This window comes from Streptomyces sp. NBC_01257 (assembly GCF_035917255.1).
Classification (GTDB): Bacteria; Actinomycetota; Actinomycetes; order Streptomycetales; family Streptomycetaceae; genus Streptomyces.
In genome coordinates, this window is the sequence record NZ_CP108472.1 from 5,859,673 (window position 1) to 5,882,515 (window position 22,843).

Sequence of the window (22,843 nt, forward strand, 5' to 3'; positions counted from 1 at the left end):
GCCGATGAAGCTGCCGATGAGGGAGAACGTTCGGTCTCATCTTCATCTAACGGGCCCCTGCGGCGACTGTCAAGACCGAACGTTCTCCCTCATGCTTTGGTAGTCTCGGGATCATGAGTCGGGGTACAGCGGGCGGCAGCACGTCCGAAGCGCGAGCCAGGCTGCTCGGCACGGCGACGAGGATCTTCTACGCGGAGGGGATCCACTCCGTCGGCGTCGACCGGATCATCGCGGAGGCGCAGGTGACCCGGGCGACGCTGTACCGGCACTTCGCGGGCAAGGAGGAACTCGTCCTCGCCTATCTCGACCAGGCCGACAAGGGAATCCGGGCGCAGGTCGCCGCCGCGGCCGCGAGCGACGAACCGGCGGCGGACAGGGTCCGGGCCGTCGCCCGGTCCATCACCGAAGGTATTCGGTCCCCCGGATTCCGCGGCTGCGCCTTCCTCAACGCGGTGGCCGAGTACGCCGACCCGGCCCACCCGATCCACCGTGCCGTGCTGGCCCACCGGCAGTGGTTCCTGGACACCGTCACGGAGTTGCTGGCCCGGGCCGGCTGCGAGCCCGCGGATGCGGCCGGGCGGCACCTGGTCATGCTCCGGGACGGAGCCATGGCCGCCGGGTGCCTGTTCGATCCGGAACTGGTGTCCGAAACCTTCCTGCTCGGCGTCGAAGACGTCCTGCGGGCACGCACCGCCTGACCGTCCGTACGGGCACGTGCCGGCTGAAGCGCAAGTGCCGGGCGCGCGCCCGGGGGAAGCCCTAGCCTGGGCGGCGTACGGGATGTGCGGGTGCGGAGAGGCGGCGGGGCGGGCGTGGAGCCGGGTGGGGAGTGGGGGTGGCCGGGGCGCAGTCTGCTCGGGGTGCTGTCCGGTCCCGCACGCGCCGAACTGCTCTCCCTCGGATCCGAGTTGACCCTCGGTTCCGGTGGCGTCCTGCTCACCGAGGGCGCCACGGACCGGCATCTGTACGTGATCCTCAGCGGGTTCGCCAAGGTCACCGCCACCGTGGAGAACGGGCAGGAGTCGCTGCTCGCCGTCCGGGTCGGGGGTGACAGCGTGGGGGAGATGGCCGCGCTGGACGGCGCGCCGAGGTCGGCCGGAGTGGTCGCCTGCGGACCGTTGCGGGCGCGGGTCATCGGGCCCGGGGCCCTGCACGGGCTCATGGTGCGGCGGCCCGAGGTGGCGATGGCGCTGACCCGGATCGTGGCCGACCGGCTGCGCTGGGCCAACCGGCGGCGGCTCGAGTTCCGCGGCTATCCGGTCAAGGTGCGCCTCGCCCGGCTGCTGGTGGAGCTCGCCGTGGCGTACGGGCGGCCCGAGCCGGGCGGCGGCCATGTGATCGGCTTCCAGCTCACCCAGCCCGAACTCGCCGCACTCACCGGCGCCGCCGAGACCACCGTCCACAAGGGGCTGCGCGAACTGCGGGACGAAGGGCTGCTCGGCACCGGGTACCGGACGACCACGGTGCACGACCTCGCCCGGCTCGCCCGGGTCGCCGAACTCGCCGAACCCGTGGCGCCGCCCACGGCACGCCGGCCCCGGCGGTCAGCCGAGGGCGGGCCGTAACAGCAGGCAGAGCCCCGCGGTGGTCCCCATCACCGCGGTGCAGACCACCGCTGCCGTCACGCAGCGGTACTTCCGCAGGGCCACGTCGGAGAGGAAGCGGATCATCGCGCGCAGCTGCCGGTCGTCCTCGGCTGCCGATGTCGGTGCGGGTGCGGGTGCCGGTGCGGGCCGTGGTGGGTCGGTGGCGGCGGCCAGTTGGGCGAAGCTGTAGTCGTTGGGGCCGGTGGACCGCCAGACGCGCGGCCGGAGCGCCAGGGCGAGCGAGGCCGCGCCGCCGAAGAGGCCGCAGGCGAAGAGGATCAGGAGCACCCCCGCCGTCCAGCCGAGCGGGCCGCCCCGCCGCCATCCGTCGACCGCCGCCTCGCTCCACGCGCCCGCCGTCCCCACGAGTGCCGCCTGCACGGCGGAGAGGATGCCGGCCTTGGCGTCGGCGTGCTGGTGTGCCGTCTGGAGGATGGGCAGCATTCTGTGCGACGCGGGGGTGGGCGTGCCCTGTGCGGGGGCGGGCGCCCGGGTGGACGCGGTGGGCGGGGCGGATGTCACGGAACCTCCAACGCGGCTCGGATGGACTCCCATTGAGCCTCCGGAGCGCCGGACGGAACAGTCACTTGTACGGGATTGGGCGGCCCGTCGAGATCCCGTACTTCCACGGGGTGCGGGTGGCCGGTTCCGGTGTACGACTGGCAGGGCGACCGGTGCTCCACGGGGGTGAACACCGGTTCGGGAGCAGCATGCCGCATCGACCACTTCCTTGTAACTAGCCCAATTAGCAAGTGAGTTGGAGGTGGGGCATGCTGTCCCTCCCGATGGGACGGATGAGGAGGACGGGATGCCCGTAGGTGCGATGGGTGTGTTCGACAGGCGGCTTCTGCTCGCCGTCGACGCGCGAGGATACGGCAGCTCGGACACCGCGCGTCAGCGCGATATCCAGACAGCGTTGCCCCGCCTCCTCTCGGAGGCGGCCGAGGCCGCGGGGCTCGACCGCGCCTCCTGGGTGCGGCAGGCCGCGGGGGACTCCGAGTTCGCCGTACTCCCGGCCGGTTCCGACGAGCAGGCGCTCGTCGAGCCGTTCATGCGCCGGCTGGACGCCGGGCTGCGTGCCCACAATCGCGACCGTGTGCCCGGCGCGCGGCTCGCGCTGCGTACCGTCGTGCACTTCGGGCCCGCCTCCGAGGCGCCCAGCGGGTTCGTCGGCCCCGGGCCCGTCGAGATCTCCCGCATCCTGGAGAGCGACCCCCTGCGCCGGGCCCTCGCCGAGGCCCCGGGCGCCGCGCTCGCCGTCGCGCTGACCGCACCGGTCTTCACGGAGCTCGTCGCCCAGGGCTACACCAACTTCCAGCCGGAGGAGTTCCGCGAGGTCGTCGTCGAGAAGAAGGAGTACCGGGGCCGTGCCTGGCTGTGGGTGCCGGGGTGCGATGTGCACGCGCTGGACCTCGGCGCCGCGGGCCCGCGTTCCGGAGCGGAGCCCGGCCCCCGGACCGCGTCTGATTCCGGCTACGGCCACGGCCATGAATCCGGCTCCGGTTCCGGCTCCGCGGGTGCTTCCGGGTCCGGCTCCGCGGCAGGTCCCGGTGAGCCCGCCGAGCCCGCCAGGGCCGCGTCGGCGCAGGGCGGTGGCGGCGATTCCGCCACCACCAATCTGTACGGAACCGTCATCAACGGGAACGTCGTCTTCGGCATTTCCAAGTGAGCGCAGTGCACGGGGTGATGGGGGTGCAGACGTGAGGTCCACGGATCGTCCGACGGAGAGTCACGGAAGCGGTGCGGAGGGAGGCGGTGTGCCGGGCGAGGGCCGGGAACCGGCCGTTGGGGCGGGCGGGGCCGGTGATCCGCGCCCCGTCCCCGAGCCGGCCGCCGCCTCGTCCGCACCCTCGTCCACCCCCACGGCCATACCCGCCTCTCCGTCCCCCTCCGGAGTGAATTCGGGAGCGAGTTCGGGAACGGACTCCGGTGAGCGCTCCGCTACGGGTTCCGCATCGAACCCCGTCACGGACTCCACTTCGAACCCCGCCACGAATCCGGCCACGACCCCCGGAACCGGCTCCTCCGACGGCGACCACCTCGTCTACAACAACTTCTACGGCCCCCAGTACCACGGCCGCGCCCATTTCGGCATCGCCACCGCGACCGAGCGGTCCGGGAGGGCCCGCGCCACCGGGCTCCTCGAAGGCGACGAGATCGACGCGCTGCTGCGCTCGTACATCCGCCCCGACTGCTTCGACGACGCGACCCGCGAGCTCTCCCGTACCCGCGTCGTCGTCCTGACCGGGCCCCAGGGCACGGGCAAGCGGTCCGGCGCGGTCGCCCTGCTCAGGGAGACCGTCGGACCGTCGGCCGACTATGTGGTGCTCTCCCCGGACATCGGTCTCGACCAGCTCGCCGAGCGGACCTTCGACGCGGGCGTCGGCTATGTCGTCCTCGACCGCACCGGGACCGCGGGCGCCGCCGGGGGCGCGGCCTCGGACTTCGACTGGCGCCGGGTGCGTGACCAACTGCGCCGGCACCGTGCCCATCTGGTCATCACCACCGTGCACGGCGCGGCCGGGCGTCCCCCGGAGGCCGTACGGCATCTGCCGTGGCGGCCCCCGGCTCCGGACAAGGTGGTACGCGCCCGGCTGGTCCAGGCCCGTATGCCGAAGGAGACCGTCGACCGGGCCGTCGCCGGAATCCCGGCCCACTGTCCCATCGCGGTCGTCGCCGACGCGGCGCAGCGGATCGCGGCGGGCACCGATCCGGACCAGGCGTGGAAGGAGCACAGCGGCAGCGCGCCGCAGGCGGTCCAGGAGTGGTTCGGTGTGGCGGAGCAGGAGCGGAGTCTGCGCGAGATCGCCGAGGTCACCACCCTCGCCTTCGCTCTGGGCATCGGTCGGCGCGCCTTCGAGTCGCTCCAGGACGTCCTCGAACGGCTCCTGGAGCCCGTCTACGCCGCGGATCCGGCGGATTCCGCTCACTCCGGCCACTCCATGCCACCCGTCCACTCCACGCATTCCGTGCCGGATGCCGCATCCGGCACCGCCGACGGCGCGGCTCCCGACGCCGCGGGGCAGGCCGCCGGCGGGCCGGTCCGGCGGCAGCGCCACCGGACCCGGCCGGTGGACCGGCGCCGCTCGCTCGCCCGCAACTCCCTGATCACCACGGAGATGCAGATCTACGGCGCGACCACCCGGGAGGTCATGGTCTTCGCCGACGCCGATCTGCGCCGCTGGGTGCTGGAGGCGCTGTGGCGCGATCACCCCACCGAGTACTGGGACGCCGTCCGTCACTGGCTGGGGCTGGTCGTCGACGCCGACCCCGATCCCGTCCTCCAGCTCTCCATCGCCTCCGGACTCACGCTGCTCGGACACATCGCCTTCGACGAGGTGGTGCAGAGCTACCTCGACCCCTGGGCGCGCGGGGAGAGCGGGGAGGCCGGGCAGACCCTCGCGGTGTACGTCCTCTGGTACATGTGCCTGGAGGAGACCCAGGCGGCCGCCGCGCTCACGCTCGCCCGCACCTGGGCGCAGTCCACCCATCCCACCCTGCGGGGCACCGCGCTCTGCGCCTTCGGCGGCCAGCTCGGCGTCACCTTTCCCACCGACGCCGTGAAGTGGCTCTGGGCCATGCTCCGCAGCGGCGTGCCCGACAAGCGCGACGAGCGCGAACTCGGTCTGCAGGCCTGGGCGCAGCTGTTCCTGACGCTCGTCGACTGCCAGGAGGACGCCGGCATCGTGCTCGACGCCCTGGCGCACCGCATCAGGAAGGAACAGCGCACCAGGTCCGCCGCCTACTCTGCGACCGGGCTCCTCGTCCTGGAGACCACGCTGTGGGTCTTCTCCGCCACCGAGCGGCTCTCGGCCCGCCCCGCTGTCGCGCGGTACATCGCCGACCGGCCGGCCGAGACCGGCGTCGTCGCCGAGCTGTGGGCGGCGGCCCTCTGCTACCGGCCGCTGCGCCGCAGCGCCCTGTCCGCTCTCCGCCAGGCGGCGCGCGCCCTGCCCGCCGTGACCTCAGACCCCGCCGCGGTGGCCGAACGGCTCGGTCAGGCGCTCGCCACCGCGCTTCCGCTGGACGAACACCCGTTGTTGGTAAGTGAGTTGGGTCGACCCGCAGTCGCCCGCCCCGCTCGCGCCACAGATCCCGACTGCGTCGCGATCCTGCTCGGCGCCCTGAACCGTGCGAAGGACAGCCACCCACGATGACCACGATCCACAGAACCTATCCGCTGGTGGAGGAGCGCGTGCTCGACCCCGCGCCCCGGACCGGCCGCCGCTTCTGGAACCAGCCGGCCCGCTCCCAGGACGAACTGCCGCGCGTCGCGGCCCACCAGGTGCTCGTCTACCGCACCGGCGACCAGTACCTCACCGACCACGGTGTCCGCGGCCCCGGGGACGAGGCCGTCCTGAACGCCGGTTCGGTCACGGTCGTCGACTGCCGTACCGCCGTGCCCGTCACCGTCGGCACCGACGTGCCGTCCGCCGAGACCGACGGCTTCACCCTCCAGGTCGCCTTCCACTGCACGGTCACCGATCCCGTGGCCGTGGTCCGCGAGGGTGTCACCGATGTGGAGTCGCGGCTGCTCGGCTACCTCCGGGCGCTGCCCGGACTCAGCGACGTCACCCAGGAGTGGCCGCTCGAAGCGGGCAAGGAGGTGTCCCGGCGGCTGACCGCCCGGCTGATCTCGTACCTGGAGATGGAGCCGCCGCGGATCGCCGGGCTCTCCGTCGGCGACCCCTACCTGACCGTGCTCACCCCGGGCGAGTTCGCCGCCCAGCAGCGCCGTGCCGACGAGGAGCGGCGCGAGCGCGAGCAGGACCGGGTGAAGGAGGCGGTGCGTCGCGAGCGTGAGCTGATGGAGCACGAGCGCGAGAAGGAACGGGAGCGGATGGAGTCCGAGCGCAAGGCGCTCGAGATGCGGCACCAGCAGGAACTCGACGACCTCAGGCGGACGTACACCCGCCGGACCGACGCCGAGGACCAGCACTACACGCAGAACCTCAAGCGCAAGGACAACGAGTTCGAGCGCGTCGAAGCCCTCAAGGACATCGACGACTTCGGCATCGATCCGGCCCACACCGACATCCTCGCCCAGCGCCGCGGCGAGATCGCGTACTCCGACCTGGCCGAACGGCAGCGCGAGACGGACCGGGTGCGGCGCGAGCGGCAGCGCGAGGACGAGGAGCGGCACTGGGACTTCGCCGAGCGGCGGCGGCACAGCGAACGGGAGGACCTGCGCTACAGCCTGGAGCGTGAGGACCGGCACCGGGAGGTCGACCGCCAGGACGAGCGGGCCGCGCTCGACGCCGAGCGGGAGGAGAAGCGCGAGCAGCGGGCCGGCGACCGGGAGGACCGGCTGCGGCAGCGCGCCGAGAAGCGCGACGACACGCTGGCCGAGCGGGCCGAGCGGCGTCACCGGGCGGACCGGCGCGACAGCGTCAACCAGGAGCTGGGCCGCCAGATGATCAACCGCGGCCTGCTCGACAACGCGCCGCTCGATGCCCGCGCCTTCGTCGAGCGCCTCAGCTCCGGGCAGGGACTCCTCGACCAGGAGCCGTCCGGCCCCGCGCAGGTGGCCGGTGCCGACGAGGCCCCGCAGCTGGAGGAGGGCGACGGCGCGCCGTCCCCGGAGCGCTCCGGGGACCGCCGCCCGCCGGACGACGAGGGTTCGTTCCGGAAGGACGAGGGCTCGCACTTCAAGGACGACGAGGGCTCCCCGTTCAAGAAGGGCGGGGAGTACGGGCGGAAGCACGGACCGCGCGACGATCGCTACGGGGGCGACCGGTACGGCGAGGGATACGACCGGCCCGCCGCCGGCGGTGCCCGCGACGACGACCGGGACCGGGACGGCGGCATCGACCCCGACCGCGCCACGCGCCGTCCGCTGATCGCCGACGACGACCTCGGTGAAGCAGGGAGGGAGGAGCGTGGCCGCTGACACCCCCGTACGCCCGCCCGAGGAGAACTACGACACGTGGGCGTCCGGGACCGGGCCCGCCCACGGCCCCCGGCGAGGCCGCCGGAGCGGGCGTGGCCCCGCCGTGTTCCTGCGCCGTCTGATCGGCGTCCGTGAGGAGATCCTCGACCGCGAGAGCGCCGAACGCGCCCGCTACACGTGGTACGGGGCCATCGTGCTCAACACCGCGCTGCTCGGCGGGGCTTCCATGGCCCTGGCGATCAGCACGATCCGCGAGGGCACGCCGGTCGTGGCCGCGGTCCTCATCGGTGTGATCTGGGCGTGGATCGTGCTGGCCCTGGACAGCTGGCTGGTCTCCAGCACCCACGGCTACACCGGCGGACGCGCGGTGCGCATGCTGGTGCCCCGGCTGTTCCTCTCCGTGGTGCTCGGGCTGACCATCGCCGAGCCGATGCTGTTCCAGATCTTCGACCGGGAGATACGCCAGGAGATGGCGGTCAGCAGGGAGCGCGACCTCGCGGACTTCCGTGGCAGCCTCACCGCCTGCAACCCCCTCGACGGTGCGGACACGACGAGCCGCGCGGACTGCGGCGACTTCCATCTGACGGTGAAGGGCGCGCCGGCCTCGATCAAGGGCGACATCGGTGACAACACCGACGCCGTCGCCCGTCTCGACCAGCAGATCAAGACCTTCAACGACGCCCTCGACAAGAAGCTGGCCACCGAGCGCCGCGAGTGCGCCAAGGAGCGGTGGATCCGGCGCGGCAACGGCTGGGACACCACCGAGACCTGCGAGCGCGCCCGCGCCGACACCAGCGCGTACCGGCGGACCAGCAAGGTCGCCGAGTACGAGAAGAAGCGCGCCGAACTCGTCGGCAAGGGGAACGTCCTGTCCGAGCAGCTGGTCAGCGCGGGAACGGCCTACCGCACGGACGTCAAGAAGGCGATCGACGCCAAGGTCGCCGACCGGGAGTCGTCGCAGCAGCACGACGGGCTGCTGCTGCGTGCCGAGGCCCTGTCCACGGTGGCCTGGTCCGACGGTTTCGCGCTCTTCATGATGTTCCTGCTGCATGCCGTGCTGCTGCTGGTCGACGCCATGCCGGTGCTCGCCAAGCTGATGAGCGGCCCGTCCGAGTACGACCGCAGGCTCGGCGAGCGGCGCGAGGCCAACCAGCGCATCCACCTGGAGGACCAGGACGTGCAGCGCCAGGTCGCCACCATCGATCACGAGGTCCGGCGGTACGCGGCCGAGGTGCGGGCCGAGGAGGACAAGTCCCGGCTGGGGTACGCCCGGTACAAGGCGCGCGCCGAGCACGTCCGCATGGTCCGCGAGGAACTCGACGCACGCACCGCCCGGCTCCTGGGCGAGTGACGTCCGGTGCGGCGGGGCGTCCCGTTTCAGCCCTCCCGCGCCGGCTCCACCCGTTGCAGCCACGTCGTCAGCAGCGGTTCCAGCGCCGCCGCCTCGTCCCCCGTCAGGGTGTCGAGGAGGCGGCGTTCGTTGCGCATGTGCTCGGTGAAGGCCCGGTCGATCAGGTCGCGGCCCGCGTGGGTGAGGGCCACCACGCGGGCGCGGCCGTCGTCGGCGGCGCGGCGGCGGGTGACCAGGCCGGCCCGCTCCAGGCGGTCGATGCGCTTGGTCATCGCGCCGGTGGTGACCATGGTGTGCGCGGCCAGTTCGCCGGGGGCCCGTTCGAACGGCTCACCGGCCCGGCGCAGCGCCGCCAGGACGTCGAACTCGCCCTCGCTCAGGCCGAACCGGCGGTAGACCACGCAGAGTTCCTCGGTGAGCAGCCCGGCCAGCCGGTGCAGACGGCCGATCACGCCCTGGGGGCGTACGTCGAGATCCGGGCGTTCGCGGGCCCACTCCGCCTGGATGCGGGCCACGTGGTCCAGGGCGGGGGGCTGCGGGGCGGTGGAATCCGGCATGGTCCCACTCTAGCCCGCATAGCTTCCATGGAAGATATGCGAGTAGTATTAGCTTCCATGGAAGCTACTTTTCGGTGGGTGCTGATCACGGCGATCGCTCCGGTGGCCTGGGGCACGAACTACTACGTCACCCACGCCTACCTGCCCGCCGGCACCCCGCTGTACGGCGCCGCCATCCGGGCCCTGCCCGCCGGACTGCTGCTTCTGGCCGTCCGTCGGCAGCTGCCCCACGGCTCCTGGTGGTGGAAGGCCGCCGTCCTCGGCGTCCTCAACATGGGCGGCTTCTTCGCCCTCGTGTACGTCGCCGCGCAGCTGCTCCCGACCAGCACCGCCTCGACGATCATGGCGGCCTCGCCCGTGGCCATGATGCTGATCGCCTGGGCGCTCGTCGCCGAGCGGCCGGGACTGCTGCCCCTGCTGGGGGCCGCCGCCGGCATCGGCGGGGTCTGCCTGATGCTGCTGACCGGGCAGGTGTCGGCCGACGTCCGCGGCGTGCTGGCCTCCGTCGCCGCCCTGCTGATGTCGTCCCTCGGCTACATCCTCACCAAGCGCTGGGGCGCCGGGACCGACGTCCTCGCCTCGACCTCCTGGCAGCTGATCGCCGGCGGCCTTCTGCTGCTGCCCCTCGCCGCGGCCGTCGAGGGCGCGCCGCCCGCGCTCGACGGACCGGCCGTCCTCGGATTCGGATACGTCACGGTGGTGGCGACCGCACTCGCCTTCGCCGCCTGGTTCGCCGGTCTGCGCCATCTGCCCGCGGCGACCGTCGGCCTGGTCGGGCTGCTCAACCCGGTGACCGGGGTGCTGCTCGGCACCGTGATTGCCGGGGAGTCGCTCACCCTCCGGCAGGTCTGCGGGCTCGTCCTCGTCCTGGCCGGGATCCTGCTCGGCCGGCCGGCAGCGCGCCGACGGCCGCTCGGCGCAGCCCCGGGTACGCGGACTACGGCTGCGTGACCCTCAGTTCCCGTACGCCCGCCGGTGCGGCCGCGTCCGCCGAACGGACCGTCACCCGCACCTCCCGGGCCACCGCCCCCGCCCGGTACGGCTGCCAGTTCCGGCCGTCGGCCGAGGTCTCCAGGCGGTGCGAGGCAGGGGGCACGTCCGTCCACTCGGGCGCGAACCCGGTCACCGGGGCCGTCCGTCCCAGCTCCACCGTCAGCGTGCCCGCCGCGCCGTCCGGGGACCAGGCCGTCGCCGTACTGCCGTCCACGGCGGCCGCCGCGTACAGACCGGGCGTCTCCGAGGTCGCCGTCGCCGGGCGGCAGCGGGCCGCGTCGGTGGTAGGCGTCAGGTCCGGGCGGCGGGTGGGCAGGGTGAGCGCCGTGGACAGGGTGCGGGGGCCGGACGGGGTGTGGAGCGTGAAGGGCGCGCCCGACGTCAGCCGGACCTCCGTCGTCCGGGGGCCGATCGCGATGTCGTACGTACGGCCCCGGTACCGCAGCCCCGTCAGCTTCACCCCCTCGCGCAGCTGCGGCGGCAGCATCGGGTCCAGACGCACCCCGTCCTCGCGCAGCCGCAGGCCCGTCAGCCCGTGCGTGAACACCTGGAGGAAGCCGCCCTTCCCGGTCAGGAAGTCGTCGGCCGGGAAACCGGAGAGAGGGTCCTGGGCACCGGCCTTCGCGCCGCGCGCCTCACTGAAGAGGGCGTACGGACCGCGCATGAACGGGCGGACCGCGCGCTGGAGATACGTGTACGCGGCGCAGCCCGGCTCGCCGATCGCGGCCGCGTCGATCGCATGGACCGAGTCCGTCATCGCCGGGCCGTCCGGATCGGTGCGCGCCGCGTAGTAGTCGAGCGTCGAGGCGGCGGCACCCGGCTCCATCGGCCATTCCAGGGGATAGATCAGCAGGACCGTGTCGGCCTGCTTGATCGTCGAGCCGTCGTATCCCGCGTACTGGAGATAGAGCTTGCGGTCCGGGTCGTACGGGATGCGCAGACCGTCCGCGACCTCCTTCCACCCGGCGGGGGCGGCGTGCCCGAGGAGCTGCGCCGCGCGGGTGGCGTTGCGCAGGGCGGTGGCCGCGACGGCGTTGGTGAAGACCCCGTCCGTGACGCCGTTGCTGTACTCGTCCGGGCCCGCCACCTCCTTCACCGAGTAGCTGCCGTCATCGTTCGCGGTGGCGCGCGAGGCCCAGAAGTCGGCGATGCCCCGGAGTAGTTGCCAGCCGTGTCCGGCCAGCCAGTCACGGTCGCCGGTGGCCAGGTAGTACTGCCAGACGGCCAGCGAGACGTCGCCCTGGAGATGGTTCTGGGTCACGCAGTGCGGCGGGTTCCAGCTCTGGCACTCGGACCAGAGACTGCCCCTGCTCGCGCTCGTCCACGGGTAGAACAGCCCCTCGAAGCCGAGCTTCTCCGCGTTCGTACGGGCCTCGTCGCGTGTCCGGTAGCGGTACTCGACGACCGAACGGGCCAGTTCGGGACGGGTGGCCAGCAGCCCCGGATACATCCAGGTCTCCGCGTCCCAGAACACCATGCCCGCGTAGTTGTCGCTGGTCAGCCCGGCCGGGGCGATGCTGTCGCGGGAACCCGTGCGGGTGGAGGCGAGCAGGCCGTACTGGGCGGAGCGCAGCCACTTCTGCAGATCGGGGCTGCCCGGCACGGACACGTCCGCGGACCAGTCCCGGCGCCAGACGGCGGCGTTCTCGGCGAGGACGGCGGACCAGCCCAGCCGCGCCCCGCGCCTGGAGGCCTCGCGCGCGGTGGTGCGCGGGGCGCGCGAGGTCAGCGCGGTGTCGACGCCGACGTACTTCAGATACGTGTACGTACGCCCGGAAGTCACCCGGGACGGCTGCCCGTTCGCGCCGGCCGGGCGCATCGTCTGGACGATCGCGCCCGCCGTCCCCGTGCCCCGCGTGCGGAACGTCCCGTCGTCCGCGAGGGCGATCCGGCGTGCGCCGCGCGGGTCGAGCCGGCCGGTGACCGTCGCCGTGCCGCTCCAGTGCGGGGTCATGCGCAGCCGTACGGCACCGGTGTGCACCTCGGCGCGGTCGGCCAGCACCTCGTACGTCAGGTCGGTCGCGCGGCCGTCGGCCGTGGTCCAGCGCAGCGAGGTACGCACCAGTCCGCAGCGCAGGAACACCGTCTGGCGGTAGTGGGAGATCCGGCCCGCCGGGGTGGCGGAGCCGTAGGTCTCCTTGCCCACGCGCACGTCGAGACCGGTCCAGCTCGGCAGCGCGGCGGCCACCTCCCGGCCCGCCGCCAGGTCCTTCTCACGGCCGAAGAGCCCGGAGACGAACGCCCCGTCGTAGCGCGGGGTGTACAGCGGCCAGCCGGTCTTCTCCTCACGTTCGGCGTACCCGGCGCCCGCCGCCGGCACGCGGTGCCCCAGATAGCCGTTGCCGACGTACGGGTCGTACCCGGCCGCCTCGCCGAAGACGGTGGACGTCGGAGCCCAGGCGGGATCCGTGTCCCGGCCGCAGGCCACGGCGGGAGCGGGGGCGGCCGGCCGGCCGGCGGCGGACGCACCGGGCAGCAGGGGCGCGATCAGGGCGCACACGACGAGGGAGGTGAGGAGAGAGGTACGCGAGAGGCTCACGGTACGAACGTAGGGAAGGCGGTGCGGTGCGGCGGGGCACGGCGCGCGGGTGAACGGCTGACACCCGGGAGCACCGCGGGGTCACTCCGCCGCGAGCCCCGTCTTGAGGCCCGCGCCGCACAGCGGGACGACGACGCTGCGGTCGGTCCAGCCGCCCACCGCCGCCCAGCAGGCCACCCCCGTCGTCTCCACGTAGAAACCGCGCGCGGCCAGATCCAGCTGGGCGTCGCGGATCCGGTCCTCGGTCACGGTCAGGAAGGTGCCGCCCGACTCCCGCACCGCCGCCAGGATCGCCCGGGCGCGCGGCGGGCGCGGGATGGCGATGCCCTCGGCGAGGGTGGGGGAGGCGAGGGCGCCGGCCGGGGTGTCGAGGAGGTCGTCGGCCCCCGCGTGGAAGGCTGCGGCCAGCGGCGACACGGCCTCGGCCTGGACGGCGACCAGCGCGGGCCGGGTGTCGATCAGGCCCTGGGCGAGGAGTTCGGCCGTGGCCAGGGCCGCGCCGAGGAGCAGCGTGCCGTTGCCGACCGGTACGGCGATGGCGTCCGGGAGCCGGCCGCCGAGATCCTCCCAGAGCTCGTACACATAGGTCTTCGTGCCGTGCAGGAAGTACGGGTTGAAGACGTGCGAGGCGTAGAAGGTGCCCGGGGTGCCGGCAGCGGCGCGGGCCGCCCGCGCGGTCGCCTCGCGGTCTCCGGGGACGACCTCCAGCCGGGCGCCGTGGGCCCTGATCTGTTCGGTCTTCTTCGCGGACGTGCCCTCGGGGACGTACACCGTGCAGGGCAGCGCGGCGCGGGCGCAGTACGCGGCGACGGCCGTGCCCGCGTTGCCGCTGCTGTCCGCGACGACGCGCTCGGGGGCGAGGCCGCGGGCCAGTTCGGCGAGCATCACCGCGCCCCGGTCCTTGAAGGAGAGCGTCGGCATCAGGAAGTCGAGCTTGGCCGAGACCGTGCCGGTGAGCGGCACGAGCGGGGTGCGGCCCTCGCCGAGGGTGGTCGCGGGGGCGGAGAGCGGCAGGACCTCCTCGTACCGCCACAGGGAGTTGATCCGGCCGGGCAGGGCGTCGGCGCGCAAGGGAGCGCTCTCGAAGTCGAGGTCCCACGGGCCCCCGCAGAGCGGGCAGCACCAAGTCAGCGAGGTGACGGCGGCACGGGTGCCGTCCTGCGGGCAGCGGTAGGTGGTGGTGGCCATGACGGCCAGCATGCCAGCCGCCGACGGTACCGAGCACGGGTACCGAGTCCGGGGCGGCCGCGGTGTCGCGGCCGCCCCGGACGAGGGGTGCTGCCTAGCGCCGGGAGAGTCCGCGGTCGACGGCGGTCATCAGCTCGCCGTCGTCCGTGTCCCCGTCCAGCGACCAGAACATCGCGCCGCCGAGCCGGTGGTCGCGGATGTACGCGGTCTTGGTGCGCAGGACCTGCGGGTCGTCGTACGTCCACAGCGTGGTGCCGTCGAACAGCCAGGCGCTGCCGTCACGGACGTTGCGGTGGACCTTGTACGTACCGGATTCGGCCAGCTTCTTGAGGGCCTTGTAGTCCTCGTAGCCGGCCGCCCAGGTGGCGGGCGCGGGGGCCGCGGCGGGCTGGCCGAGGCCGTCGCCGCCACCGGTCACCCCGGTCCAGCCCTGACCGTAGAACGGCATCCCCAGCACCAGCTTGCGGGCCGGGGCGCCGCGCTTCAGCCAGTCGCGCACGGTCCGGTCGCCGCTGAAGTCGCCCTTCGCGTACAGCGCGGACTGCTGGGCCGTCGTCTTCTCGCCCGAGACGTGGAAGTCGTATCCCTGGAGGTTCACGAAGTCGAAGTCCCGCATGACGCGCGGTACGTCGAAGCCGGCGTCGATCTTCTCGGGGGAGGCGGGGACGAACGCCGAGAGGTCGTAGTGCTTGGGCTTCCGGCCGTGGTGGCCGCCCTTGCGCGAGGCGGCGCCGCTCTTCGCGTACGCGTCCAGCTGGGTGCGGAACTCGTGCACCAGAGCCGTGAAGTTCCGCTTGTCCTCGGGGCGGAAGACGGTGTCGGTGTCACCGGCGGACCCGGGCCACTCCCAGTCGATGTCCACCCCGTCGAAGAGACCGGCCGCCGCGCCCTGCCCGCCGCGCGTCCCGTCCACCGGCAGGTTGCCCTTGATGTACAGGTCGATGCAGGAGGAGACGAAGGCCTTGCGGGAGGCGGCGGTGCGGGCCGCGTCCGAGAAGTGCGTGGACCAGCTCCAGCCGCCGAGCGAGATCATCACCTTGAGGCCGGGGTGCTTGGCCTTGAGCTCGCGCAGCTGGTTGAAGTTGCCCGCGAGGGCCTGGTCGTCGGTGTCGGCGACGCCGTCCACCGAGCCCGCGTCGTCCAGCGGACGGACGTAGTCCGCCCAGGCGTCGGCCTCGCCGGGCACGTTGCCGGTGAAGCACTTCCCGTCGGCGTTCACGTTGCCGAACGAGTAGTTGAGGTGGGTGAGCTTGGCCGCCGTGCCGCTCGTCTCCAGGTCCTTGACCTGGAAGTCGCGCCCGTAGACGCCCCATTGGGTGAAGTAGCCGACGCGCTTGTAGTCGGGCGCGGAGCCCTGGTGGTGGTTCCCGCGGTCCGTGCCGTGGCCCGGGGAGGCGTTGGCGGCGGGGGAGAGAGTGGCTGCCAGCGAGAGCCCGGCGGCGGCAATGGCCAGTCCGGACAGGGTTCTTCGACGCATGAGGCCCGTTTCCTGTGCGTGTGCGGAGGCATGTGCGGGGAGGTGCGTGGCCGTGCTGTGTGAAGAGGAAACTATTGGTCTGGACCAAATGAGGTCAAGAGGCAGGGGAGGGGGAAGGCCGGTAACGGCCGAAGATGTCCTGGTGGACACGGGCGGGGTATGCGCACGCGACTGATGAATCATCACTTCGAGTGAAACTCTGGCCTGTGCTTGCGGTCCGGAACCGAGGGTTGCGAGGCTGTTGCGGTCTGTCAACTTCTTGGGGAGTGGCCTGTGACTTTCGGTGAGCAGCCCGCCTATCTGCGCGTTGCGAGCGATCTGCGAGAGAAGATCGTCAACGGTTCGCTGCCGCCGCATACCCGCCTGCCCTCGCAGGCGCGTATCCGCGAGGAATACGGAGTATCGGACACCGTCGCGCTGGAGGCGCGCAAGGTGCTGATGGCCGAGGGGCTGGTCGAGGGCCGCTCCGGCTCCGGCACGTATGTCCGCGAGCGCCCGGTCCCACGTCGGATCGCCCGTTCCGGCTTCCGCTCGGAGGCCGGGGCGAGCCCGTTCCGGCAGGAGCAGACGGCGGAGGGGGCGCGCGGGACCTGGGAGTCCCGCAGTGAACAGGAGGGGGCGAGCCCGGAGATCGCCGAACGGCTCGGGATCGAGCCGGGCGACCGGGTGATGCGTACGCGCTACGTGTTCCGGGACGCCGGTGAGGCGATGATGCTCTCCACCTCCTGGGAGACCCTCGCGGTCACGGGCCGCACACCGGTGATGCTGCCGGAGGAGGGCCCGTTGGGCGGCTGCGGGGTGGTCGAGCGGATGGCCGCGATCGATGTCGTCGTGGACAACGTGGCCGAGCAGGTCGGCGCGCGCCCGGGGCTGGCGGAGGAGCTCCTGGCGCTCGGCGGGGTGCCGGGCCATGTGGTGATGGTGATCGAGCGGACGTACTACGCGTCGGGTCGCCCGGTCGAGACCGCCGACGTGGTGGTGCCGGCCGACCGCTACCGGATCGCCTACCACCTGCCCGTCCGTTGACGGCGGCCGGGCGGCGGGATTCCCGTCGGACGGCCGGGGGCGGGCAGGTGGATTCCTGCCTGGTCAGCGGGGCCGGCCGGGGGCGTTCCTGTCGGGTGACCGATACCCGGTGGTGCGCGTCCGGTGCCCGTGACGACAAGTTAACGGGGGCCCCGGTCCCGTAACAGCCGGGCAATCGACGACGGTGACGTCTTGTCATGTCCTGCTCCTAACTTCCCGTTCGGACCCGCACACCGGCCTGACGAACGGGAAGTCACCGATGACGGACACAGCCGTACCGAAGACGGAACCCGCCTCCGGGGGAGACCTCGCAGGCGGGTCCGCCGACCCGCCGCCCCGGCGCAGTTACGCCGCGCTCGCCGCCGACGAGAGCCGCGAGGACTACTCGCTCCGCTACGCGCCGCACTCCTTCCGGCGCTGGTCGCCCGGCACGGTCGCGGGTACGGCGCTCGGCGGGATCGCCTATCTCGCCGACTTCGCGATCGGCGCATCGATCGTGTTCACCTACGGCTTCACCAGCGGATTCGCCTCGATCCTGGCCGCCGCGACGATCATCTTCCTCACCGGCATCCCCATCGCCCGGGCCTGCGCGAAGTACGGCCTCGACATGGACCTGGTGACCCGGGGCGCCGGCTTCGGCTACTTCGGCTCGACGCTGACCTCGCTGATCTACGCGTCGTTCACCTTCATCTTCTTCGCCCTCGAAGGCTCGATCATGGCGCAGGCCATGCACCAGGCAATCGGTCTGCCGGTCGAGGCGGGCTACCTGGTGACCACCCTGATCGTCATCCCGATCGTCTTCCGCGGGATGGGCGCCCTCGCCAAGGTGCAGGCCTGGACGCAGCCCGTCTGGATCATCGGCATGGTGCTGCCGTTCGTCGTCCTCGCCTTCGAGGCGCCGGACGCCTGGGGCGCGTTCGGCTCCTTCGGCGGTACGGAGGGGTCCGGCTCGGGCTTCTCCTGGATCGGCTTCGGGCTCGGCACCGGCGTCGCGCTCTCGCTCATCGCCCAGATCGGCGAACAGGCCGACTACCTGCGCTTCATGCCGGCGAAGACGGAGGCCAACAAGCGGCGCTGGAACCTCGCCGTCCTCGCCGCCGGACCCGGCTGGGTCATCATCGGCGCGGCCAAGCAGATCGGCGGCGCGCTGCTCGCCTTCGTCGCCCTGGAAGCCGTCGGCAAGACGCACGCGCTGGAGCCGATCGCCCCGCAGATCGAGGCGCTGAAGCCCTGGCTCGGCTCCTTCGCGCTGCCGGCCGCCGCGCTCTTCGTGATCGTGTCGCAGATCAAGATCAACGTCACCAACGCCTACAGCGGCTCGCTGTCCTGGTCCAACTTCTTCTCGCGCATCACCCACCGCCACCCCGGCCGGGTCTGGTACATCTTCCTCAATCTCGTCATCGCGCTGACGCTGATGGAGATGAACATGTTCGCGGCCCTCAACAAGCTGCTGGGCTTCTACTCCAACGTGGGCATCGCCTGGATCGCCGCCGTCGCCGCCGACCTCGTCATCAACAAGCGGATCGGGCTGAGCCCGCCGTACATCGAGTTCAAGCGGGCCTATCTGTACGCGGTGAACCCGGCGGGCTTCGGAGCGATGGTGATCGCCTCGACCGTCTCGATCCTCGCCTTCTTCGGGCTGTTCGGTACGTACGCGGAGGCCTTCTCGACCTTCATCGCCGCCGGGCTCTCGCTGACGCTCTGTCCGCTGATCGCCTGGGCCACGAAGGGGAAGTACTACCTGGCGCGGCCCAACCCGGTGAACGGGCCCGGTGTCGAGATCGCGGACATCACCGCCACCCACACCTGCGCGGTCTGCGAGACGGCGTACGAACTCCCGGACATCGCCGACTGCCCCGTGCAGTCCGGGCCGATCTGCTCGCTCTGCTGCTCCCTGGACGCCGACTGCGGCGACGTCTGCCGCAAGGACCCCGCCGGAGGGCCCGTCCTGATGCCCATGCCGGTGCTGCGCGGCGGAGCGGGCCCCGCATAGGCCCTGTCGGAGCACGCGACCACGCCCTGGGGGCGCATCCGGACGGATGCGCCCCCAGGGCGTTGGTCCACTCCTGGCCGGATCAGTATCTCTTTGTGCAATTGCGTATGCGTTGAGTGAAGGTCAGGCGTACGCTCGGGCATATGCGTACTGCGGTTTCCTGGGGATCCTTAGAAGCGTGCACGCCGTTCAGGGGAGGGGCGCAATGCTCGGGAGGGACACGATGAGCGACAGCGGTGCCGTGCTCCCTTGGCTGGTGATACGGCAGGACGACAACGGCAACCGCTACCGCGTGGGCAGGTACGCCACGCAGGACGAGGCGCAGCGGACCGCCGACAAGCTGGAGGGCCGCGGACACAAGCAGCTCTACTGGGTGGAGCGCATAGGGCAGACCGCCAGGCCGTAGTGCGCCCCATTGCCCCTCCCGGCGCTTTTCCGGACGGCCGTGACGGGGCATTACGCTCCGCACCATGACTGATCGCGTGGTGGTGGCCGGAGCCGTCTGTGACCGGGGAAGGCTGCTGGCCGCGCGCCGCAGCGCACCGCCGGAGCTGGCCGGCCGCTGGGAGCTGCCCGGCGGCAAGGTGGAGCCGGGCGAGAGCGGGGAGCAGGCGCTCGTCCGCGAGCTCCGCGAGGAGTTGGGCATCGAGACGGAGCCGCTGGAGCGCATCCCCGGCGAGTGGCCGCTCAAGGCCGGCTACGTGCTCCGGGTGTGGACGGCCCGGCTGGTCTCCGGTGTGCCCGCCCCGCTCCAGGACCACGACGAGCTCCGCTGGCTCGGACCGGGCGAGAGCGACACGGTGGACTGGCTGGAACAGGACCGGCCCGCGGTCGCGGAAGCCGTACGCCGGCTGTCCGGCAGCGCCCGACGCTGAGCGGAGCGCCCGTCCGCGGATCCGCGCGCCCCTTCCCTACACGTACGGCCGTTCGTGCGCACGGCATTGCACCCGTACGCCCCACGTGTCGACGGCAGCGGTATTTCGTCCTGTATTTCGGGTATGTGGTGTTTAGCCCCCGCAAACAGGACGTCCTCCGTTGCTGGTCTTGGGAAGTGATCGGCGTGATCGATACCGAAGGCGACTGCGCCGAGTGGAGTTTTCCTGCTGTCCCCGGTGCCGTGCGCACCGCCCGGCACGCCGTCCACGACGCGCTGCGCTGCTGGGGGCTCGACGCGGCCGTCGGTGATCTGGCGGTTCTGCTGGTCAGCGAGCTGGTGACCAACTCCATGCGCTACACGGCGGGTCCCATCGGGGTGCGGCTGGTGCGCCCCCGTCCCCGGGGCGACGGCCCCTCCGCACACCCCGGGCTGCTCGTGGAAGTCTCCGATCCGCTTCCGGATCCGCCCACCGAACGTACGGCTGGGCCCGACGACGAAGGCGGCAGAGGACTGCAGCTCGTGGCCTGTTCGGCACGCCGCTGGGGGACCAGGCGAGGAAAGAGCGGCAAGACGGTGTGGTTCGAGCTGGCTCTCCCTGGTTAGGAGTGAGGTGGGACGAACAGCGATCACCCGCGGTCCGGTCGGAACCTGGCCGAAAGGGACTGAGACCGTGCTGTGATCGTGAACGCCGTGTCGGTCGGGGCCGTAGTGCTGAATACTGCGGGCAGGACCGGTCCGGTGTGTGAGCTGGAGGGGACGGTCGCGTGAGCGAAATACCTGGGACAGCGGGCGACGTCGTGTGGCAGAGCAGTCCGCCTGGCTCGATCTACGACTACATCAGGGTCGCCTCCTTCTCGATCGGCCCCGACGGCCTGATCGAGCAGTGGAGCCGCCGGGCCGCCGGTCTCTTCGGCGTTGCCGCTTCCGAGGCCGTGGGCAGGGACCCGGTCGAGGCGTTCATGCCCGCCGAACTGCGCGGGGACGGCCGCCGGCGGATCGGCGAGGTGCTCGACGGCAAGGAGTGGACGGGCCTGGTCCCCTTCCGGATGCCGGGCGAGGACGGTGTGCACGGGCTCGCCGAGATCTATGTCATGCCGAGCGAGACGGCCACGGGTGAACGGGCCGCTGTCTGCATCGTCGTGGACGTGCGCGCCCTGCGCGTCATCGAGACGGACCTCGCCGCATCGCAGGCGATTTTCGGTCAATCTCCCTTCGGCTTCGTGCTGTTCGGTACCGATCTCACCGTGGTACGGGCCAACCAGCGTTTCGCCACGGTCTTCGGCGGCCGGGCCGACGACCACCGCGGCCGCACCGTCGACGACTACCTGGCCGGCGCGGAGGCGGACCGGCTGACCGCCACGCTCGAACGCGTGCTGGCCACCGGCGACTCCGTCACCGACCTCCAGCTCGTCGGCACCACCCCCGGCGGCACCGAGCGCCGCCACTGGTCGATGAACCTCTACCGGGTGCACAGCGGCTCGGGCCGCCCCATCGGCATCGCCGGACTGGCCACCGATGTGACCCGGCGCCACATCGCCGCCCGCGAGGCCGCCAGTGCCCGGCGCAACCTCGCCCTCCTCAACGAGGCGAGCGCCCGCATCGGCAACTCACTCGACCTGGAGACCACCGCCCGCGAACTCCTCGACGTCGCCGTGCCCGGCTTCTGCGACCTCGCCGCGGTCGACCTCTACCAGGCCCTGCTCACCGGCGAGGAGGCCCCGCCGGGCAGCGGCAGCCCACTGCGCCGGGATGCGGTCGGCGGCTCCGCCGAACTGCGCCGCGTCGCCTTCGCCAGCGCCGTGTCGGACACCCTGCCCGGCCTCGCCCCCGCCTCGCCCGACGCCGAATCCGGTTCGGTCACCGGGCCGCCCGCACTCGGCGCCGTGCACCACTACCCCTTCGGCTCGCCCTGCGCCATAGCCCTGCGCACCGGCCATGTGGAGGACGTGCCGGGCGACGACCGCGGCTTCGTCCAGTCCACGCTCGCCGTGCCGATGGTCGCCCACGACACCGTCGTCGGCCTCGTGCAGTTCTCCCGTACGAAGGGCAGCGAACCCTTCGGTGAACGGGACCGGGCGCTGGCCACCGAACTCGCCGCCCGCGCCGCCGTCTGTATCGACAACGCCCGCCTCTACCGGCGCGAGCACGAACGCGCACTGATACTCCAGCGCAGCCTCCTGCCCCCCGGCGACCCCGAGGCCGCGGGCCTGGACATCGCCTGCCGCTACCTGCCCGGCAACACGGCGACCGAGGTGGGCGGCGACTGGTTCGACGTCATCGAACTCCCCGGACACCGCACCGCCCTCGTCGTCGGCGACGTGATGGGCCGGGGACTGCGCGCCGCCGTCGCCATGGGCGAACTGCGCACCGCCGTACGCACCCTGGCCCTCCTCGACCTCGAACCCGCCGAAGTGCTCTCCGCGCTCGACGAGGTCGCCCGCGGCCTCGGCACCCCCGGCGGCGGCACCTCGGCCGACGCGGGCGGCGGCGCCCAGTGGCCCTCCCGCGCCGCCCACAAGTCCCGGGAGGCGGACCTCTCCGAGGTCTATCTCGCGACCTGCGTCTACGCCGTCTACGACCCGGTCACCCGGCGCTGCACCTTCGCCAACGCCGGTCATCTGCCCCCCGTCGTCGTCGAACCGGGCGAGGCGGCACTGCTCCTCGACGTACCGCCCGGGATGCCGCTCGGCGTCGGCGGCGAACCCTTCGAGGAGGTCGAGGTGGAGCTCAAGGAGGGCGCCCTCCTCGCCCTCTACACCGACGGCCTCGTCGAGTCCCGCGACCACCCGCTGGACGAGGGACTGGCAGCGCTGCGCGGAGCCCTCGTCGAACCCGCGCGTCCCCTGGAGGACGTCTGCGACCACGTGCTGAGCTCGCTCGACACCCGGCACGGCGAGGACGACATCGCCCTGCTGATGGCCCGCATCCAGGGACTGCCGGCCGAGGCCGTCGGCGACTGGCGGCTGCCCCGCGAGCTCCGCTCGGTCGGCCGCGCCCGCGAGCTCGCCCGCGGCCAGCTGCTCTCCTGGGACCTCGACGACCTGGTGGACACCACCGAACTCCTGGTCAGCGAGCTCGTCACCAACGCCCTGCGCTACGGCGAGGGCGAGATCCGGCTGAGGCTGCTGCGGGACCGCACCCTCGTCTGCGAGGTGTGGGACGCGGGCCTCGTCCAGCCGCGGCGCCGGCGCGCACGCGACACGGACGAGGGCGGCCGCGGACTCCAGCTGGTCGGGCTGCTGAGCGCCGCCTGGGGATCGCGGCGGACCCCGCGCGGCAAGACCGTCTGGTTCGAACTCCCGCTGCCCGACGGCGGACCGGCCGTCGAGCGCACAGTGGAGGAACTCCTGAGCATGTACTGAGGAC

Annotated in this window: 18 protein-coding genes; 13 read left to right on the top strand and 5 right to left on the bottom strand. The window is 72.4% G+C overall.

Annotation, left to right across the window (positions count from 1 at the left end; translation table 11 throughout):
- The first annotated feature begins 113 nt into the window (after nt 1-113).
- Together OG408_RS25620 and OG408_RS25625 are read left to right on the top strand one after the other, a co-directional pair.
- Entirely contained in the window at nt 114-698 is a 585-nt protein-coding gene (locus OG408_RS25620; protein ID WP_266782321.1) for a TetR/AcrR family transcriptional regulator, read from the top strand.
- A gap of 162 nt (nt 699-860) precedes the next feature.
- Nucleotides 861-1,565, top strand: coding sequence for a Crp/Fnr family transcriptional regulator (locus OG408_RS25625; RefSeq protein ID WP_266782323.1), 705 nt, complete (start codon nt 861-863; stop codon nt 1,563-1,565).
- Here the strand turns inward: OG408_RS25625 and OG408_RS25630 are convergent.
- On the bottom strand, nt 1,545-2,108 hold the full coding sequence (locus tag OG408_RS25630; protein WP_326672166.1) for a Pycsar system effector family protein: 564 nt from the start codon (nt 2,106-2,108) through the stop codon (nt 1,545-1,547). The genes OG408_RS25625 and OG408_RS25630 overlap by 21 nt on opposite strands.
- A 286-nt stretch (nt 2,109-2,394) precedes the next feature.
- Between OG408_RS25630 and OG408_RS25635 the strand changes: the two genes are divergently transcribed.
- From OG408_RS25635 to OG408_RS25650, 4 genes are all read left to right on the top strand, one after another.
- Nucleotides 2,395-3,255: a hypothetical protein gene (locus OG408_RS25635; RefSeq protein ID WP_326672168.1), complete on the top strand. Its 861-nt coding sequence runs from the start codon at nt 2,395-2,397 to the stop codon at nt 3,253-3,255.
- Nucleotides 3,256-3,343: 88 nt separating this feature from the next.
- Nucleotides 3,344-5,743: a hypothetical protein gene (locus OG408_RS25640; RefSeq protein WP_326672170.1), complete on the top strand. Its 2,400-nt coding sequence runs from the start codon at nt 3,344-3,346 to the stop codon at nt 5,741-5,743.
- Nucleotides 5,740-7,476 carry a hypothetical protein gene (locus OG408_RS25645; protein WP_326672172.1) on the top strand — a complete coding sequence of 579 codons (1,737 nt, stop codon included), beginning with the start codon at nt 5,740-5,742 and terminating at the stop codon, nt 7,474-7,476. The genes OG408_RS25640 and OG408_RS25645 overlap by 4 nt, the downstream gene beginning before the upstream one ends.
- Nucleotides 7,466-8,827 (top strand): DUF4407 domain-containing protein, encoded by a 1,362-nt coding sequence (locus OG408_RS25650; protein WP_326672174.1) that lies wholly within the window; start codon nt 7,466-7,468, stop codon nt 8,825-8,827. Before OG408_RS25645 ends, OG408_RS25650 begins: the two co-directional genes overlap by 11 nt.
- Before the next feature lie 26 nt (nt 8,828-8,853).
- Here the strand turns inward: OG408_RS25650 and OG408_RS25655 are convergent, their stop codons facing one another.
- A complete protein-coding gene (locus tag OG408_RS25655; protein ID WP_266782335.1) occupies nt 8,854-9,384 on the bottom strand; it encodes a MarR family winged helix-turn-helix transcriptional regulator in 531 nt (176 codons plus the stop codon).
- A gap of 57 nt (nt 9,385-9,441) precedes the next feature.
- On the opposite strand from OG408_RS25655, the gene OG408_RS25660 reads away from it, so the two are divergent.
- Nucleotides 9,442-10,335, top strand: coding sequence for a DMT family transporter (locus OG408_RS25660; protein ID WP_326672176.1), 894 nt, complete (start codon nt 9,442-9,444; stop codon nt 10,333-10,335).
- Here OG408_RS25660 and OG408_RS25665 read toward each other — a convergent pair.
- The 3 genes from OG408_RS25665 to OG408_RS25675 all read right to left on the bottom strand — a co-directional run bounded on the left by OG408_RS25665 (nt 10,322) and on the right by OG408_RS25675 (nt 15,581).
- Nucleotides 10,322-12,916 (bottom strand): discoidin domain-containing protein, encoded by a 2,595-nt coding sequence (locus tag OG408_RS25665; protein WP_326672178.1) that lies wholly within the window; start codon nt 12,914-12,916, stop codon nt 10,322-10,324. The two genes, OG408_RS25660 and OG408_RS25665, sit on opposite strands and share 14 nt — an antisense overlap.
- 81 nt (nt 12,917-12,997) lie before the next feature.
- Nucleotides 12,998-14,104, bottom strand: coding sequence for a pyridoxal-phosphate dependent enzyme (locus OG408_RS25670; RefSeq protein WP_442806064.1), 1,107 nt, complete (start codon nt 14,102-14,104; stop codon nt 12,998-13,000).
- 94 nt (nt 14,105-14,198) lie between these two features.
- Nucleotides 14,199-15,581 carry a glycoside hydrolase family 18 protein gene (locus OG408_RS25675; protein WP_266782343.1) on the bottom strand — a complete coding sequence of 461 codons (1,383 nt, stop codon included), beginning with the start codon at nt 15,579-15,581 and terminating at the stop codon, nt 14,199-14,201.
- Nucleotides 15,582-15,854: 273 nt separating this feature from the next.
- On the opposite strand from OG408_RS25675, the gene OG408_RS25680 reads away from it, so the two are divergent.
- The 6 genes from OG408_RS25680 to OG408_RS25705 all read left to right on the top strand — a co-directional run bounded on the left by OG408_RS25680 (nt 15,855) and on the right by OG408_RS25705 (nt 22,839).
- Nucleotides 15,855-16,607 (top strand): GntR family transcriptional regulator, encoded by a 753-nt coding sequence (locus tag OG408_RS25680; RefSeq protein WP_266782345.1) that lies wholly within the window; start codon nt 15,855-15,857, stop codon nt 16,605-16,607.
- A gap of 259 nt (nt 16,608-16,866) precedes the next feature.
- Complete coding sequence (locus OG408_RS25685) at nt 16,867-18,600, top strand: purine-cytosine permease family protein (RefSeq protein WP_326672183.1); 1,734 nt, start codon at nt 16,867-16,869, stop codon at nt 18,598-18,600.
- A gap of 205 nt (nt 18,601-18,805) precedes the next feature.
- The gene (locus OG408_RS25690; protein ID WP_266782349.1) at nt 18,806-19,006 is read left to right on the top strand and encodes an SPOR domain-containing protein; all 201 of its coding nucleotides are present in this window, start codon (nt 18,806-18,808) and stop codon (nt 19,004-19,006) included.
- Between the two features lie 64 nt (nt 19,007-19,070).
- Nucleotides 19,071-19,475, top strand: a complete 405-nt coding sequence (locus OG408_RS25695; RefSeq protein ID WP_266782351.1) for a (deoxy)nucleoside triphosphate pyrophosphohydrolase — start codon at nt 19,071-19,073, stop codon at nt 19,473-19,475.
- Between the two features lie 176 nt (nt 19,476-19,651).
- On the top strand, nt 19,652-20,080 hold the full coding sequence (locus OG408_RS25700) for an ATP-binding protein (RefSeq protein ID WP_266782353.1): 429 nt from the start codon (nt 19,652-19,654) through the stop codon (nt 20,078-20,080).
- A 194-nt stretch (nt 20,081-20,274) separates the two neighbouring features.
- Entirely contained in the window at nt 20,275-22,839 is a 2,565-nt protein-coding gene (locus OG408_RS25705; RefSeq protein ID WP_266786403.1) for a SpoIIE family protein phosphatase, read from the top strand.
- Nucleotides 22,840-22,843: the final 4 nt, after the last annotated feature.

Excerpts from the sequence above, each read along its gene's own strand:
- OG408_RS25620 (WP_266782321.1), top strand. The coding sequence starts at position 114 with ATGAGTCGGGGTACAGCGGGCGGCAGCACGTCCGAAGCGCGAGCCAGG.
- OG408_RS25635 (WP_326672168.1), top strand. The coding sequence starts at position 2,395 with ATGCCCGTAGGTGCGATGGGTGTGTTCGACAGGCGGCTTCTGCTCGCC.
- OG408_RS25645 (WP_326672172.1), top strand. The coding sequence starts at position 5,740 with ATGACCACGATCCACAGAACCTATCCGCTGGTGGAGGAGCGCGTGCTC.
- OG408_RS25655 (WP_266782335.1), bottom strand. The coding sequence starts at position 9,384 with ATGCCGGATTCCACCGCCCCGCAGCCCCCCGCCCTGGACCACGTGGCC.
- OG408_RS25660 (WP_326672176.1), top strand. The coding sequence starts at position 9,442 with ATGGAAGCTACTTTTCGGTGGGTGCTGATCACGGCGATCGCTCCGGTG.
- OG408_RS25670 (WP_442806064.1), bottom strand. The coding sequence starts at position 14,104 with ATGGCCACCACCACCTACCGCTGCCCGCAGGACGGCACCCGTGCCGCC.
- OG408_RS25675 (WP_266782343.1), bottom strand. The coding sequence starts at position 15,581 with ATGCGTCGAAGAACCCTGTCCGGACTGGCCATTGCCGCCGCCGGGCTC.
- OG408_RS25685 (WP_326672183.1), top strand. The coding sequence starts at position 16,867 with ATGACGGACACAGCCGTACCGAAGACGGAACCCGCCTCCGGGGGAGAC.
- OG408_RS25690 (WP_266782349.1), top strand. The coding sequence starts at position 18,806 with ATGCTCGGGAGGGACACGATGAGCGACAGCGGTGCCGTGCTCCCTTGG.
- OG408_RS25695 (WP_266782351.1), top strand. The coding sequence starts at position 19,071 with ATGACTGATCGCGTGGTGGTGGCCGGAGCCGTCTGTGACCGGGGAAGG.